Origin of the sequence: Rhodoblastus acidophilus, assembly GCF_900187365.1 — a bacterium.
Lineage (GTDB): Bacteria > Pseudomonadota > Alphaproteobacteria > Rhizobiales > Beijerinckiaceae > Rhodoblastus > Rhodoblastus acidophilus.
The window spans coordinates 1-16184 of sequence record NZ_FYDG01000029.1; the positions used below are offsets into that span (position 1 = coordinate 1).

10 protein-coding genes and 5 pseudogenes are annotated in these 16184 nt (G+C 63.7%); 7 read left to right on the plus strand and 8 right to left on the minus strand.

Annotated features, from left to right (window positions below; all coding sequences use genetic code 11):
- Positions 1-188 precede the first annotated feature (188 nt).
- Positions 189-650 carry a hypothetical protein gene (locus CFB24_RS20765; protein WP_206605438.1) on the minus strand — a complete coding sequence of 154 codons (462 nt, stop codon included), beginning with the start codon at positions 648-650 and terminating at the stop codon, positions 189-191.
- A 31-nt stretch (positions 651-681) separates the two neighbouring features.
- Positions 682-1725 (minus strand): ImmA/IrrE family metallo-endopeptidase, encoded by a 1044-nt coding sequence (locus CFB24_RS20770; RefSeq protein WP_206605439.1) that lies wholly within the window; start codon positions 1723-1725, stop codon positions 682-684.
- A gap of 310 nt (positions 1726-2035) precedes the next feature.
- Here CFB24_RS20770 and CFB24_RS24125 point away from each other — a divergent pair.
- Positions 2036-2131: pseudogene (locus CFB24_RS24125) on the plus strand (IS630 family transposase); the annotation flags it as partial.
- A gap of 248 nt (positions 2132-2379) precedes the next feature.
- Here the strand turns inward: CFB24_RS24125 and CFB24_RS23770 are convergent.
- The 3 genes and pseudogenes from CFB24_RS23770 to CFB24_RS24130 all read right to left on the minus strand — a co-directional run.
- Positions 2380-2616 (minus strand): annotated as a pseudogene (locus CFB24_RS23770) (ISL3 family transposase); the annotation flags it as partial.
- 235 nt (positions 2617-2851) lie between these two features.
- Complete coding sequence (locus CFB24_RS20780) at positions 2852-7237, minus strand: autotransporter outer membrane beta-barrel domain-containing protein (RefSeq protein WP_210190749.1); 4386 nt, start codon at positions 7235-7237, stop codon at positions 2852-2854.
- A gap of 178 nt (positions 7238-7415) precedes the next feature.
- Positions 7416-7553, minus strand: a pseudogene (locus CFB24_RS24130) (IS256 family transposase); the annotation flags it as partial.
- A 638-nt stretch (positions 7554-8191) separates the two neighbouring features.
- Here CFB24_RS24130 and CFB24_RS20785 point away from each other — a divergent pair.
- Positions 8192-8468: pseudogene (locus CFB24_RS20785) on the plus strand (IS110 family transposase); the annotation flags it as partial.
- A gap of 10 nt (positions 8469-8478) precedes the next feature.
- Here the strand turns inward: CFB24_RS20785 and CFB24_RS20790 are convergent.
- Together CFB24_RS20790 and CFB24_RS20795 are read right to left on the minus strand one after the other, a co-directional pair.
- Positions 8479-10611, minus strand: a complete 2133-nt coding sequence (locus tag CFB24_RS20790) for a putative bifunctional diguanylate cyclase/phosphodiesterase (RefSeq protein ID WP_244593098.1) — start codon at positions 10609-10611, stop codon at positions 8479-8481.
- A 308-nt stretch (positions 10612-10919) separates the two neighbouring features.
- Positions 10920-11618, minus strand: coding sequence for a pirin family protein (locus CFB24_RS20795; RefSeq protein ID WP_088522544.1), 699 nt, complete (start codon positions 11616-11618; stop codon positions 10920-10922).
- A gap of 110 nt (positions 11619-11728) precedes the next feature.
- Here CFB24_RS20795 and CFB24_RS20800 point away from each other — a divergent pair, with 110 nt between their 5' ends.
- From CFB24_RS20800 to CFB24_RS20820, 5 genes are all read left to right on the plus strand, one after another.
- Positions 11729-12649 carry a LysR family transcriptional regulator gene (locus CFB24_RS20800; RefSeq protein ID WP_088522545.1) on the plus strand — a complete coding sequence of 307 codons (921 nt, stop codon included), beginning with the start codon at positions 11729-11731 and terminating at the stop codon, positions 12647-12649.
- 122 nt (positions 12650-12771) lie between these two features.
- On the plus strand, positions 12772-13377 hold the full coding sequence (locus tag CFB24_RS20805) for an FMN-dependent NADH-azoreductase (protein ID WP_088522546.1): 606 nt from the start codon (positions 12772-12774) through the stop codon (positions 13375-13377).
- A 45-nt stretch (positions 13378-13422) separates the two neighbouring features.
- The gene (locus CFB24_RS20810; RefSeq protein ID WP_088522547.1) at positions 13423-14028 is read left to right on the plus strand and encodes a YceI family protein; all 606 of its coding nucleotides are present in this window, start codon (positions 13423-13425) and stop codon (positions 14026-14028) included.
- 52 nt (positions 14029-14080) lie between these two features.
- Complete coding sequence (locus tag CFB24_RS20815; RefSeq protein WP_088522548.1) at positions 14081-15013, plus strand: glutathione S-transferase family protein; 933 nt, start codon at positions 14081-14083, stop codon at positions 15011-15013.
- A 58-nt stretch (positions 15014-15071) separates the two neighbouring features.
- Positions 15072-15629, plus strand: coding sequence for a cytochrome b (locus CFB24_RS20820; RefSeq protein ID WP_088522549.1), 558 nt, complete (start codon positions 15072-15074; stop codon positions 15627-15629).
- A gap of 90 nt (positions 15630-15719) precedes the next feature.
- Here the strand turns inward: CFB24_RS20820 and CFB24_RS20825 are convergent.
- Positions 15720-16184: pseudogene (locus CFB24_RS20825) on the minus strand (methyl-accepting chemotaxis protein); the annotation flags it as partial.

The window sequence follows — 16184 nt, forward strand, 5'->3', positions numbered from 1 at the left end:
CCGTCAAAGGGTTCGCGCCGCTTCCATCCTCCCGGAGGCTTACGCCGGCGCGAACTAGGGAGACTTGGCCCGGCGCTTCGGCGTCGGGCTTTTTTGTAGTATGCGGCGGCGATGGCCAACGATGGAAAGCCTACGCCGCCAGCTGAGCGATTGCGCCATGTTGCTGAGGCCTCGCGGAAGAAAGGTTTCTAAGCTGCGTCGTCGTCTTCGTCGGGGGCGCTAAGCCGAAGTTCAATATCAAAGGTCAAATCCATCGGCAGTTCGATCGGTGGCTTGTCGGGATTGATCGAATTCCAGTGCATGAGGTCCAATGTCAGCTGCAAACCATCGCCGACCATTTGTTCACGGCGCGTTACCGCAGATTTCAACATCGGCCCTCGATCGGCTTCGTCGATATCAATCCACAGATGAAGCTGCTGGTTGCCTTGAGTAACGGAAAAGGAGTGGTTAGCCCGGTATGGTCGGCCGGTCTTTGTGTCTCGTCGCGTTTCTTCTCTCGCGGCTTCCGAGAAGTTTTGAGCGAGAATATCAATCGGGCTTTTTGGCGTCGGAAGCGGCCATCCTTTGCCTACCGCCCACTTGGCAACCTCTTTCATATCGATTTCGCGTTTTCCGGTCTCGTCTCTATACGCCCGGATCAGCCGTTGCATTTCTCGTTTCTTAGTCATGCGTAGCCCTATTTTATAGTTCGACGGGATAAACGCTACCCCAGCCGTCAACTACAGCATTGGGTAGCACTACAGAGCGTATTTTTTCTAAATAGTTCTGAAACCTCGTATAGTTATTCGTACGATGACGAATTTGGCCAGCGATCAAGCCCGGATGAACATTGATCATTTTCGCAAAGGCTAAGATGTCTCTGTCATGGAAGAACGGAGCTTTACGCGCGACGAAGGCATCCATCATTTTTTTAGGAACACAGAAATCTGCTGCCGCTTCATTGGCGATGCGTTCCTCTTCTGCGATTTCTGCGCTCGCAGAGTTATCGCCGGCCAACTCGACATCGAGCATAAACTTTTCTTTGTCTCGACCATGACCTTGCAAGACGTGCTCGATTTCGTGACGAAGAACGAACCAAAAATTATCGACTCGGTCAAACCGCATTGTCATTGCAATTACGGGAGAGTGATTATTCAACCAAAAGCAGACTCCATCGATCTTTGCACCCGGTAATGATTCAACGACCAGGAACCTGACGCCAGCCTCGGCGAGGATCCGAGGAACTTTCCGCGCTGCCTCCGGCGATATTAAGAGCGCTTTCAACTTCGCCACCGCCGTCGCCAACCCGTCATGGCTATATCGGGCGACTAGCATTTCGTGAGCTATCTTGCGGACGCGATAAAGCCACGCGATTTGCACGGGCGTGGCCGGCTCGCTGACCTCGGTTTTTTTTGCGGAATGAGGAAGAATCTCAATGTCCTCGACCTTATTCGTGCCGAAAAAACGCACGATTTCGTCCTCAAGCGTTGGATCACGGACGTCCTTAGCATTAATCCATCCACGCTTGATCATGTCGGACAATGGGAGGCCTTGATGTATGGCCGCCCTAGTCTTGCGCTTTGGATCGGGTTGAGCGACGATTCGCGCTTTTGCAATGTCGAACGAGCATTGAAGGGCGAGGAAGACGCTGGCGTCGACGCCGAAAACGTCCTCTAGCAAGAGTGCTACGTCGGCGGTCACGGGCTGACGATCCGTCGCATAACGCCCAACCTTTGCCTCATCCATGCCTAGCACAACCGCCAAGGTACGCTTCGTCCATCCTCTTTCGCGGAGCAGCCCTTCGAGAAGTTGGCCTGGCGATTTGTACTGAATTGTCTCGGGTGTCATAAAAAAACCTTGCCGCGCAGAGGCGTTATCAAAATATCAAATTTTTAATAATTCGCAAACCGTACAAACGCAAGCCTCATGGGGCCTCGCGCGATCACTTTATCGCCTCGGCGTTCGTCGCCGGAATGTTACATTGTGCATACTGCTGACCTGCTGAGAGCTCTGCTGAGAGCAAAGCTGAGAGCTGTTGGACGTCTAGAGCGCGGCGCGCCAAGCCTGGTTTGAGCAACAGTTCGAACTCGATCCTGAACGGCTCGTGTTGCTCGAGGAGACCGCCGCCAACATGGCGGAGGGTCAAAGGTGTGCGTGACGCCGGGCTGGCGCGGCTATCAGGCGCTTGGCGTGCCCATAGGCGTGCGTAACAAACTGCGTAACATTTTCGCGGTAACGCAAGATCGCCGGAAAATTACATGTTATAAAACAGATACTTAAAAATTCGCGGTGCGATGTCGAATCCTGCCGCCCCAGCCAAGTTTCTTTGCCGTAGCAAATTCAACGGTTTACCGGCCCTTGTCGCCGGCGGGACGTAACACATTCTCGTTGCAACGAGCTCCCGCGCCGTCGCACGACGCGCAGCAACGCGTCGTTGCTCACGGGCAGCATCAGCTGGCGCGAAAAGCTTGCCGCTGGGCGGCCGCCCAGCGCAAGTCCGAGGCAGTGAACGATTTGATCGAGCCGCGCCGTTCTTCGCGCTCAGGGCGCCAGCACGTTCTTGTCAAAGCGCTCGGCGAAGATGCGACGGCCGCAGAGAACGACGTCGCAATGAAAGCGACGCGCCAGGACGATCAACAACGAACCCGCTCGGCCCTCGGAGGGCGAAGCGCATGGCAATGATTCCCAAGAATCAGTTTTGTTAACGTGACCTCGGGCAGCCTCACTTTCGCGCCAATCGCCAAGGCCAGTCCGACAATGGGTTGGGGGCAGAAATCAGGCGCCAATTTAACGTCTGCAATTTGGAGCTGCGTCCGCTGCCGAAGATGGAGACCGGATGATTGACAGTTGAACGCCGCCGTTTGCCCGAGAGTCACCAGTTGACTTGTACGCCGCCTTTGCCGGCGTAAAACTCCGACTTTCCGGAGAAATCGCCGTCAAAGGAAGCGAAAATGCAGGACCTTTCGGTGAAAGCAAGTCGCGCGCCAGCCTTGACTTGCGCCCCGTCGCGGCCAACCCGCGCCGCGTTGACGCCGAAGGCGGCCGACGGCAGGTTCACGAACGTTCCATAGATTTCGCGTCGCGGCGAAAACTCGTGAACGTAAGCGAGCTCGCCCCACGGGATGATCTTCATCCCGCCGAGCGCGAAGGCTTGTTCGAGGCGGACGCCGACTGAGCCTGGCGCGGAGAGCGTCTGCCGGTTCGCGACCGACAGGCCGGCCATATTGGTCCCGCCGGCGCCGTCGTTTTCGACGAAACCGTCCGACCAGAGCGTCGCGAGATCGACCTTGACGTAGGGCGTCAGCGTCGCGCCGCCGATGACATAACGGCGGCCGAATTCGAGGTGTTCGCGGAGTTCGCGGGAATTGAAGCGCGCGTTATTTTTTTCGGAGGACAGGTTGCCGAAAGCGAGGACGTAGCGCGTGGTGTGGTTGTTGAAGGACGAGAACGCGGTCGAAGCGAAGCCATAGAGCGAGCCCGAAGTCGCGGCCCCGTAGAAGCCGAACTGCCCGCCTTCTAAATGGCCCGACGTCCCCAGTCGCCTGACGCCGAAGGATCCGTCGCTGTAACCGCCGGCGAAGCCCAGAAGCAGGCCGGGCTGGATCTGATAATCGACGCCGAGCGCGCCGCCATAGGTCTCGTTGGTCTGGGCGTAGGCGCCGGCGGACCGGTCGTCGCCGTATGTCGCGCCGCCCGCATATCCCCCGGACCAGGCGCGCCAAGTCCGCTGCGCGCCAAGCACGGCGTCCCCTGGAGGTCTATTCGGCGCCGGCGCGTTGGCCATCGAGCCGTTCCGCCCCCCGAGGGTGATTTCATTCGCCCCCTTGCCGCCGCTGAGCCAAGAGCGGTTCTGGTCGCTTAACGTCGATGTGAACAGAGTCCCCGCCTGGAACGCGAGGTTTTCCGCCCCGGCGAGTCCCGCGCCGGAAAGCTGGTCGAGAACAGCCGGCATGTTGGCGGGAGTGTTCGAGACCAGATCGACCGAGTTCAGGATGGGGTTCAGGCCCTTGGTGGCCGCTTGGCCCCGGGCCAGGGCGTTGGCCACCCCGGCCTGGTTCGGCGTGTTGGCCATGGACGCGTAGTTCACGTCGTTGCGCACCATGATCAGATAAACGTCGTTGGCGTCATAGGCCAGAGACGGTGTGAGGAACGGGACGTTCGTCGTCACGCCCGCGAACACGCCGCTGACCCCGCCGGTCGCGGTCAGGATCGTGTAGCGGGTGTAATTCGCAGAACTCGTTCCGCCGCCGAGCGCCGACACAGCGCCGCCCGACAGCGTTGTCGCGCCGTGGACGTTCGTGAGGCTGGCCGAGGCCGGCGTCACGCTGATCTGGTACGCGGACCCGGCGGCGAAGGACAAGGCGCCAATGACGGACAGGCGGTTGGACGCGCTGGAGCTGATGTCGAGCGTTCCGATGTTCGCCACATCGCCGGCGATGGCGCCGTTGGCCGCCGTCACGCGACCGGCGTTGTTCAGTTGGGTCGTGGAAAGCGCGTTGGAGCCGATTACGACGGTGGCGCCCGAAGCGTTGGAGAACGATCCTCCGTCCGCCAGCGTTCCCGTCACGTTGAACGTCCCGGCGTTGTTGATGATCGGCCCCCCAATCGCGCCGGCCGCATTGACCGCGCCGGTATTGGTGACGCCTCCCGTGATGAGTCCAGCGCTGGTCAGCGCGCCGGAGGTCGTGATCGAGCCGTTCCAGGTCGCGTTATTGGTGATCGTTCCGGTGTTGGATGCGACATTGGCGTTGTACACGCCATTATTGGTCACTGCGCCGGCGTTGTTCAGGTCGTCGGTGAAAATCCCGCCCTCAGCCACGGTGATCGCGCCAGAAGCGTTATTGGTCACGCCGCCGTTCGCCGTCAGGCGACCGCCGTTGTCAACGGTGATCGCGCCGGAGTTGCCGATGGTCGATGCCGAAGCGGCCGTATACGCCCCGCCGGCGTAGACGTGCAGCGTCGCGCCATTGGCGTTGGTGAAGTCGCCGGCGACCGCCAGCGTTCCGTGGACGCTGAACGTCGCGCCGCCGTTGTTGGCGATCGCGCCGCCGATCGATCCGTTGGTCACGTTGGCGGCGCTGAACGCGCCATTGTTGGCGACGTCGCCGCTGATCGTCGCGTAATTGGCGAACGATCCAGACGCCACTTGCAGCGATGCGACGGTTCCGAAGCTGTAAGCGAGCGCCGAGGCGCCGTTTTCGGTGAAAGCGCCGGTCGAGCCTCCGGCGAGATTGATGAAAGTTCCGCCGCTCTGATTGACGGCGCCGACGACCCCGGCATTGCGAACCTGGCCGCCGCCCGCAAGGTTCGCGGCGCCGGCGACCGTCCCGGCGTTGTACAAGGCTCCGCCCGAAACCGTGGCGGAGTCGAGCGTCGCGCCGGAAGCGTTGGTGAACGTCCCCGCCGTGTTGGCGAGCCCCCCGGCGATCTGGCCGCCCAAGTTATTATTGAACGTCCCGCTGTTGGTCACGCCGGCCGAAACCGTCCCCTCGTTGGCGAAGGTCCCGGACGTATTGACGATCGCGCCGGTCCAGGTCGCCTGGTTATCGATCGCGCCGCCGGCGTTATCGCCGGTCCCGATCCAGGTTCCCTGGTTGGTGAGCGCGCCCGAGTTGGACAGGTCGCCGTGGACCGTTCCGCTGTTGGCGAACGCGCCGGCGTTGGCGACGCTCGCCGCGTAAAGCGAACCGGCGCTCGTGACCGTCATTGAAGCGCCCGCCAGGACGCTGACCGGGCCTGACAAGCTATGAAGCTGGCCAATGCCGCCAGACAAGGTCAGCGACCCCGCATTGACATGGGTCGCGCCAGTGTAAGTGTTGGCGCCCGAAAGGATCAGGCCGCCGCCCGCCGCCGTCAGGCCGGTCGTATGGCTCGCGCCGTCGTCGATGACGCCGCTGAAAGTCGTCGGCGTGTTCAGCCCGCGAACGGTGAGCGTCGCATTGGCAGAGCCGGAATTGGTGACGACGCCCGCGCCGCTCAGCGAACCGATGGAGGTGTCGTAGCCGCCGAGGTCGAGCGTTCCGGAGGCGGCGACGGTGAACGCCGAGGACACGCTGAACGCGCCGGAACTTCCCGCAACCAAGCGCGCGCCGCTCAGAATGTCCGTCGCGCCGGTATAGGTGTTTACGCCGGAGAAGGTCACCGAACCGCCCGATCCCGTATTGGCGATGATGAGCGCGCCGCCGGTCGTCGCGTCGGTGAAATTGCCGGTGAAGGTGGAATTATGGCCGTCCTGGTCGATCTTGTTTGCGCCCGAATTGGCGAGCGTGAAATTCTGGGAATAGGTCCCGGCCTGGTTCATGGTGAGCGTGCCGCCCTGGAAGCTGGGCAGAACAGAGACGCCCAGCGAACTGGCCAGAGAAGCGCTTCCGGCGGAAATCGGCGACAGTAATAACTGTATCAGGGTGAAGCTGATGAAGCCGTTGCCGAGGTTTCCGGTCATGGAGGCGGCGTTCCCCGCAGCGCCGGCGGTGGCCGACGCCAGGGTGAAACCGGCGGCTTCGAAGGACCCTCCGCCGCCGCCCCCGTAGCTATTGTACCCCGAGCCTCCGCCGCCGCCCGAATAGCCGCCGCCGCCGCCGCCCTCGGAGGATCCCGCCCCACCGCCGCCGTAGCCGCCTGGCTCGCCCCATATGTTGACGCCGCCAGCCAGGGATGGATAGGCGCCGCCGCCGGTGGCGCTGCTGCTGTCCTGGCCGCTGGTCAAGAAGCCGCCGCCGCCGCCGCCGTGGTCGTTTGGGTTGGCTTGACCACCGTTGCCATTGGCGCCGCCGGCGCCCGCGCCGGCGCCGTTGCCGGACGAACCGGAAGTGGTGATCTGGCCGCCTGTTCCGCCGCCGCCGTAAGAACCGGCGCCGCCGCCGCCGCCGGCGACGACGACCAATGTGGCGGTCGAAGTATCGAAGACGAAGCTTCCGCCGCCGCCGCCGCCGCCGCTGTAGGTCGAACTGCCGCCTTGGCCGCCGACGACAAGATTCAACACATCGCCGGCGGCAAAGCTGTAGTCTCCGATGATGATGGCGCCGGCTCCCCCCTGCCTTGAATTCCCGCCGTTGCCGCCCTGGGCGCCCGCGACGGTGATTTCGTAGATCCCCGCGGACGTGATGGTCAGAGTGCTGGACGACCCAGTGTAGCCGAAGGTGACGACCTGAGCCTGCGCCGTGCTCGCGATGAGCAGGCAGGCCGATACGCTACCGATCATCAGATATTTACGGAAATTGGTCGGCTCGCGGGCCGCGATTTGAATGGTCTTTATCATTTTGATCAAATCCATTGCAGAGCGGCTGAAGCGGCGCCGAGCTTTATATTCGTTTGACAATTGCTCCCGGCTTCCAAAGTCGATGAGCTATGCGGAAATCTGGGTCGCAGCATGAATCAAGCGGTGGATTTGGTTTCGGACGCCGCCGTCACGAGTTTGAAGACCATCAGTCGGGCGGTGTCCGCGATAGAGCGCCTTTCGTGCGAACGGCGCGGCGCCGCACGGTCGAGAACACGCTTTCGATCGGAATCGTAGTCCGCGGACGCGCCCAGCGCTCTGCGGGGAAGTCGAAATACGCCAACGGCGCGTCTCGATCCCCGAGGCATAACGAATGCGTTCGCTTTCGCTCGAAGCGCCGCGGTCGCGGGCCTTGGGCTTGTGCGTCTCCGCCGGCCCAATCCCGGTCAGGATCTGACGAACGGGGTCATGCCCGTGGCGAACGACGCGCCGCCGGCCGTCCGGCGGCATTTGATCCGCATGGTCCGAAAGGAAAGCTTCAAACTCCGCGTTCACCGCCTGCGCGATCAGCCGCTTGGCGCCTGACCGCAAGATTTCGACGAGGGGATCGTCGAATTGCGCTTTCTGACGAAGGACAACAACATTATTTTCAGTCACGGCGTAATGTTCGTCTGAAGGTTCGGGATGGCTCGACACCAACCCGGTTGCGCCGCCTTCCTCACGCCGTCATCACCCAGTTTCCGCCATAGCTCAAAGTCGATCCGCGAGGCGGACAAAAGTTGACTTTAGAACCTGCTGTCGCCGGACCCGCATTATTGGCATTTACGAAAGCAGCAATCGTCCATGACGGCTAAGCCAAATGGCTTGCGTGACGCTTGCTTCGTGCGAAATCGGCCTTGAAGCCTGCTCTCTGGCGGCTTGGCTGCGCGAAGGTTTGACGGAGGCTAGCCTGTTGCATCGAAACCCGGCAGGCCAGCGCCGCGTGAAGACGAGGCCGACCGGCCGGATCGGTTTCGACGGTCGCGCGACGTCGGCGCGTTATCCGTCGGGCGAGACCGACATCCAAGGCGAGGTCAGCCGATGCGGCGACGAACTCGCGCGCACTGCTCTCTATGAAGCCGCCTATTGCGTGCTCATCTGGAGCCGCAAATGGTCAAGTTTACGAGCGTGGGGCGGCATGGCCCGCGCCAGGGTCGCCGTTGCGCGCAAGCGCGCCGTGATTCTGCATCGTATGTGGAGCGATGAAACCGAGTTCCGCTTCGGCAAAGAACCTTGGCTTAAACTCACTCCGCGGCGATCGTTATGGCGGGCGTCTGGTTCAGCCGTTGCAGCAGTTCCGGCAATTCCTGCGCGGCGACCGGGCGGCTGAACAAGAAACCCTGCGCCTGGCTGCAGCCCTCGCGCCGCAACGCCTCCAACTGCGCCTCGGTTTCCACGCCTTCCGCCAGCACGGCCATGTCCAGGCCGTCGCAGAGGCTGACCACCGCCTTCACGATGGCGTTGCTCTTGCGCGACTGGTCGAGATTGCAGGTGAAGCTGCGGTCGATCTTCACCTTGTCGAACGGAAAGGTCTGGAGATAGCTCAGCGAGGAATAGCCCGTGCCGAAATCATCCATGGCGATGCGCACGCCCAGGGCTTTCAGCGCGCGCAAGGTGGCGAGCGTCGCCTCCTTGTCCTTGATCAGGACGCTTTCGGTGATCTCGACCTCGAAACGGTCGGGGCGGAGCCCCGACTCCTGCAAGGCGGACGCGATCTGCGGCGCCAGCGGGCGCGACTGGAACTGCACCGCCGAGAAATTGACGGCGACGCCGATCTCCTCGGGCCAGCCCGCCGCTTCCATGCAGGCCTTGCGCAGCACCCAGTCGCCCAGGGGGACGATCAGGCCGATCTCCTCGGCCAGCGGAACGAACAGGTCGGGCGACAGCTGGCCCCGCTGGGGATGGTCCCAGCGCAGCAGCGCCTCGAAGCTTTTCACCCGACGGGAGGCCACGTCGACAATCGGCTGATAGTAGAGTTCGAGCTGGTCCGAGATCAGGGCCCGGCGCAGGTCGAGTTCGAGTTGGCGGCGCTCATGCATGCGCTGGTTCATCGCTGGCTCGAAATAGCGCCAGATGCCGCGCCCGTCCGATTTGGCGCGATAGAGCGCCAGGTCGGCGGCGCTGAGCAGGCCTTCGCTCTCGCTGGCGTCCTGCGGCGCCAAGGCGATGCCGATGCTGACGCCGACGACGACATGCTGTCCGTCGATGATGAAGGGTTGCGACAGCGATTCGATCAGGCGGCGCGCCAGCGCCGCCGCCTCCTGCGGCTCCAGCAGGAACGACTGGATGATGGCGAATTCGTCGCCGCCCAGTCGCGCCAGCGTGTCCGTTTCGCGCAATTCCGCCTTCAGCCTTTCTGAGGCGGCGAGCAGCAGACGGTCGCCGACGGGATGGCCCAGCGTGTCGTTGACCACCTTGAAGCGGTCGAGGTCGAGGCAGAGCAGGGCGAAGCCGACGCCGCGGCGGCCGCGGGCGAGCGCCGCGTCGAGCCGGCGGCGGAACAGGGTTCGGTTGGGCAGGTCGGTGAGGCTGTCGTGATGGGCGGCGTGGGCGAGGCGCTGCTCGGCCTCCTTGCGCTCGGTGACGTCGATGGCGACGCCGGTGGAGAACACGGCCTTGCCGTCGGAGCCAAACTGATAGCGGGCGCGCAACTCGATGTAGCGCAGCTTTCCCGTGCGCGGGCAGCGCGTGCGGTAGTCCAGGCTGATTCCGGCCGCGTTGGTCTCGTAGGCGCGGCGCATCTCCTCGGCGACATGGCGCCGGTCCTCGGGAATGATGCGCTCCAGCCATTCCTTCGTCGTAATCGGCCCGTCGCCCTCGGGCAGGGCCATGATCTCCCGCATCCCCGGTTCGATCAGAATCACGCCGTTGACGAGGTCGCGCCGCACCGTGCCGATCCGGCCGACCGTCTGGCCGAGCCGCAGCGCCTCCGCATATTCCCGGGCTTTTTCGTAGGTGCGGCGCTCCTCCGTGACATCGATTATGATCCCGATGCTGCGCAGCGGCGCGCCGTCCTCGTCGCGGGCGGTGACGGTGGCGCTGATCAGCGCCCACATGTCGCCGCCGTCCGGCAGAACATGCCGCACTTCCCCCTCCCAATGGCCGGTCTCCGCCATCGCCTTGATGAAATCAGGCATGACGCGGCCGGCCTCTTCGGGATGCTGCATGTCGGACAGGCCGAGGGTCATCAGCTCCTGTTCGCTGCGCCCGAGCATCGCGCACAGGCGCGCATTGACGCGGGTGAATCGGCCTCTGCGACAGTCGGCCTGGGCGATTCCGGCGATATTGGTGACAAACAGCGCTTCGATGGCGGCGGCGTGGTCGGTGGCGTGATCGCCCGCGCTTGCGCTGTTGAGCTTTCGCCAGAGATCTTTCATGCGTCCGCCACCTTCCGGGCGCCGCAACACGCGGCGCGACACTAAAAGCTTCTGACATGAAGCGCTGGAGAGGCCGCAACATCGCAGCCGAGTACGGCTTGACTTTAAAGACCAGGAGTGAATCGCTCGAAAAGATTAAGGGTTAACGCATCCAACGCCGTCGCCAAGCGTTTTGAGCCGTCATTTTTTTATTGGATTCAGGTTTGTCGTCTGAGCGCGGCGCGTTTTTATTGGTTTATACTGGGAAGTCGACGCTGCGCGCGATGCGCGGCTTCGGCGCGCCCGGCGAACCGGGCGCGCTTTTGGCTTCAGGCGGCGTCGACCAGGACGATGTCGCTGTCCTCGATCGCCGTCACCGTGATCTCGTCAACGTCCATGATGGCGGCGCCGTCGCGGGCGTTGACCCGGACGCCTTCAAGCTCGATCGCGCCGGTCGCGGGAACGAGATAGAGGCGGCGGTCCTTGCTCGCGGCGTAGGTCGCCGTCTCGCCCGCTTTCAGCGTGGCGCCGGCGACGCGCGCCTCGGCGCGGATCGGCAGCGCGTCGCCGTCCTCAGCGAAACCCGAGGCCAGCGCCACGAAACGCCCGGCGCGCTCGCCCCGCGGGAACGGCCGCGCGCCCCAGCGCGGGTGTTCGCCGGCGCGGGTCGGCACGATCCAGATCTGGAAAATCTGCGTGGCCTCCGGCTCCAGATTATATTCGGAATGCACGACGCCCGTCCCTGCCGACATGATCTGCACGTCGCCGGCTTCGGTGCGGCCGACATTGCCGAGGCTGTCCTTGTGCGTGATCGCGCCTTTGCGCACATAGGTCACGATTTCCATATCGCGGTGCGGGTGCGCCGGGAATCCGGCGTTCGGCGCGATCGTGTCGTCGTTCCAGACGCGCAGCGCGCCCCAGTTCATGCGGCTGGGATCGTAATAGTCGGCGAAGGAGAAATGGTGCTTGGCGTCGAGCCAGCCGTGATTGGCGCCGCCGAGGTTTTTGAAAGGCCGAAGTTCGATCATCGCAAAGTCTCCCGTTCGGGCGTCCCGCCCTTCTGTTGCGACTGATGTAGGGCGATTGCTTCGTTCTGTTCAGTGGGATAAATTTTGATATTCTTTTCGATGGAATAGAAATGTCAGACCCGGGCCTGCCGACCTTCGACCAGCTGAAAATCTTTCTCGCGGTGGTGGAAAACGGCAGTTTCGCCGCCGCCGGCCGCAAGCTCGGCCGCGCCACATCGGTGATCAGCTATGGCGTCTCCAATCTGGAGGCGCAGCTCGGGCTGGCGCTGTTCGACCGGGAATCGACCCGCAAGCCGACCCTGACCGAAGCGGGGCGCGCGGTGCTGGCCGAGGCCCGCACGGTGGCCCAGGGCATTGACGGGCTGCGCGCCAAGGTGAAGGGGATGCTCGACGGGCTGGAGGCGGAAGTCCGGCTCGCCGTCGACGTCATGCTGCCGTCGGCGCGGCTCGCCGACATTCTGCGCGCCTTCAGCCAGACCTTTCCGACCGTGTCGCTGCGCCTGTCGGTCGAGGCGCTGGGCGCGGTGACCAATCTGGTGCTGGAGCGCAAGGCCGTGCTCGGCGTCAGCGGCCCGCTCGCCGCCGAACATGAGGATATCGAACACCGGGCGGTCGGCTCGGTCGAGATGATCCCGGTCGCCGCGCCCGACCACCCTTTGGCGCGCGAGAAAAATCTGGCGCCGGGCGCCGGGCGCGACCACGTGCAACTGGTGCTCACCGACCGTTCCACGCTGTCGCAGGGGCGCGATTTCGCGGTGCTGAGCCGCCGCACCTGGCGCCTCGCCGATCTCAGCGCCAAGCACGCCCTGCTGCGCGAAGGCGTCGGCTGGGGCAACATGCCCCGCGACATGGTGGCGGCCGATCTCGCCTCGGGCGCGCTGGTGCGGCTGGATATGCCGGACTTTCCCGGCGGCGTTTACTGCCTCTTCGCCATTCACCGGCGCGACGCGCCGCCCGGACCGGCGGCGACATGGCTGTGGCGCCAATTCGCCGAGCGCGGCGCCGGCGACGCGGCCTTGGCCGAAATCTGATAACGTCGTTTCTAAAAAGTCGAACGTAAGGTTCGAATTTATTCGGCTGTTCCTGCAAGCGCGTGGCTGCCAAGTTAGCTGCGGATGCGACGCCGCCGCGCCGCAAAGCAAGGATCAGTCTCATGAAGCTCCTTCACGTCGATTCCAGCATTCTCGGACCGGGATCGGTCAGCCGCGCGCTCACCGCCGACATCGTCGCCGCCGAGCGGCGCCGCCACCCCGGTCTTGCCGTCGTCTATCGCGACGTCGCCGCCGCGCCGGTCGGCCATTTGTCCGGCGCCCATCTCGCCGCCTTTCAGGGCGCGGCGCCCGACGCGCCGGCGTTGCAGGCCGATATCGCCGCCGGCCAGCAGGCGCTTGAGGAGTTTTTGGCCGCCGACATCGTGGTGGTCGGCGCGCCCATGTATAATTTCTCGATCCCGAGCCAGCTCAAGGCGTGGATCGACCGCCTCGCGGTCGCGGGCAAGACGTTCCGCTACACCGCCGAGGGCCCCCAGGGTCTCGCCGGCGGCAAGAAGGTGATCGTCGCCTCTTCGCGCGGCGGGTTTTATGGCCCCGATACCCAGGCGGCCTTCCTCGATCACCAGGAAACCTATCTGCGCGGCGTGTTCGGCTTCTTCGGCATCGCCGATGTGACGTTCATCCGCGCCGAAGGCGTGGCGCTCGGCCCGGAGCAGCGTGAAAAGGCCCTCGAAGCCGCCCGCAGCGAAATCGCCGCCGCCGCGTGATCCCCGAAAAATTGTCCCTTTGGTTGCAGAATAAAGGTCTACAGCATGTTCCGTTCTATCGCGTTTTCCGCCGCCGTTGCGATCGCCGCCAGCCTGCCGGTTGCGGCGCAGGAAGCGAGCCACGATCCCGCCAGTGTGCAGGAGGGCGCCTACAGCATCGAGCCGGCGCACACGCGCGTGCTGTTCAGCGTGTCGCATATGGGCTTCACCAATTATTACGGCGAATTCCCCAACGCGCGCGGCGCGCTCGATCTCAAGCCTAACGCGCTCGCCAGCAGCACGCTGGAAATCCACATTCCCACCGCCTCGGTCTCGACCGGCAACGCCAAGCTCAATGGCGAACTGGCGAGCGCGCAATGGCTCGACGCCGAGCGTTTCCCCGAGATCGTGTTCAAGGCGGAAAAGATCACGCCGACCGGCAAGACCACCGCCAATGTCACGGGCGCGCTCACCCTGCATGGCGTGACCAGGCCGGTGACCCTCGCCGCCAAGTTTCACGGCGCCGGCGTCAACGTGCTCGACAAGAAATACACCGTCGGCTTCGACGTCAGCGGCAAGATCAAACGCAGCGACTTCGGCGTTAACACCTATCTGCCGCTGATCGGGGACGAACTGGATCTGACCATCGCCGCCGCCTTCGAACGGAACTGAGGTTTCGCGGCGCGCTTCGTCCGCCCGATCGGCATTTTTGGGAGTGGCGAAAATGGGATTGATGGTCGAGGGGACATGGCGCGATCAATGGTACGACACCGACTCCACCGGCGGAAAGTTCGAGCGGCCCTCGACCACTTTCCGCGGGCGGATCGCGCCCGGCGAACGCTTCGCGCCGGAGCCGGGCCGCTATCATCTCTACGCCTCATGGGCGTGCCCGTGGGCGCACCGCACGCTGATCTACCGCAAGCTGAAGGGGCTGGAGGACGCGATCTCCGTCAGCTATGTCGATCCGCTGATGCTGGAGCAGGGATGGACGCTGTCCGAAGGCGCCGATCCCATCCATCGCGCGCGGACGCTGTGGCAGGTCTACGCCAAGGCCGATCCCGCCTATAGCGGGCGCGTCACCGTGCCCGTGCTGTGGGATCGGAAACACGCGACCATCGTCAACAACGAATCCGCCGAGATCATCCGCCTGTTCGACGCATGGCCCGGCGCGCGCGGCCCGCTGCTGTATCCGCCCGAACGCGCCGGCGAGATCGACGCGCTCAACGCGGCGATCTATCCGGCGATCAACAATGGCGTCTATCGCGCCGGCTTCGCCACGACGCAGGCCGCCTATGAGGAAGCCTTCGACGAGGTGTTCGCCATGCTCGACACGCTGGAAGAGCGGCTGAAGACCCGCAAATTCCTGCTGGGGGATGCGCCGACGGAAGCGGATTGGCGGCTGTTCACCACTTTGATCCGGTTCGACGCCGTCTATCACGGGCATTTCAAATGCAACCGCAACCGCCTCGCCGATTATGAGGAGCTGTGGGATTTCACCCGCGCGCTCTATCAGATCGAGGGCGTCGCCGACACCGTCCGGCTCGACCAGATCAAGACGCATTATTACGGCAGCCACCGCATGATCAATCCGACCGGCGTGGTTCCCAAAGGCCCGGATCTCGATTTTTGGGCGCCGGTTTCACGCGTCCGGGGGTGAGCGTCGTTCTCCCCGGAAGCATTTTGCACAAGCGAACTTCATTCAGGAGCAAACAGACATGTCTTCATTTGGCCGATCCTATACGCCGACCGCCAAGGCGTTGCATTGGACCATGGCGGCCTTGATCGTCGTCGCCGCGATCATCGGGATTTATGGCGCGGTTTTCCTGCATTACGGCGTCGACGACGCGCAGACCGCCCTGAAGATTCAGGTCATCACGCTTCACAAGAACATCGCCACGACGACGCTGTTCCTGATCGCGCTGCGCATCGTCTGGCGCCTGACGCACCAGCCCCCGGAATTGAAGGGCATGAGCCCGGTCATGGTCAAGGCGGCCCATGCCGGCCACGCCGTGCTTTACGTGTTGATGGTGCTTGTGCCGGTTTCCGGCTGGGCCAACAGTTCGGCGGCCGGCTATCCGATCCCCGTCGCCGGTCTGTTCCAAATCCCCCATCTGGTCGAGCCGAACAAGGCGCTGACGCCGACGCTGTCCGCGCTGCACGAATATTTGGCCTATGCGCTGCTCGTGATCGTGGCCGGCCATATCGCCGCCGCCCTGAAGCACAGGTTCATCGACAAGGACGATGTTTTGGCGTCGATGCTGCCGGGGAAATGAGCGCGGTCGTCTCCCGATAAAAAATTGCGGCCATGGGAGTCTCCTCCCATGGCCGCAACGGCGTCGCCGTTCGTTGGATTCGTCCTTTGCTCAGGCGCTTTCGCGGAAGTCGTGATCGTGCGCGCCGCGCCCGCTTCCGGCGAGGTCGAGCGCAAAGCCCTTGCCGCGCTCCAGCCGGGCCGGCGCCGTCGGCTTGCTCGGCGAAGCCGGGCGCTTGGCGGCCGGGCTGCGGCCGGGCCGGACATTGGCGGGGCTGGCGCCGTGGCGGCGACCGCCATCGGCCTCGACCTGGAAGAAGGCGATGGAATTCTGCAGTTCCTCGGCCTGACCCGCCAGTTCCTCGGAGGTCGCCGACATTTCCTCGGACGCCCCGGCGTTCTGCTGGGTGACCTGATCGAGCTGCTGGATCGCCAGGTTGATCTGCGCCGCGCCAATGTCCTGCTCGCGGCAGGCGGCGGAAATTTCCGCGATCAGTTCGGCGGTCTTGCGGATGTCGGGCACGAGGCGGTTGAGCATTTCGCCGGCGTCCTGGGCCGATTTCACCGTTTCGCCAGA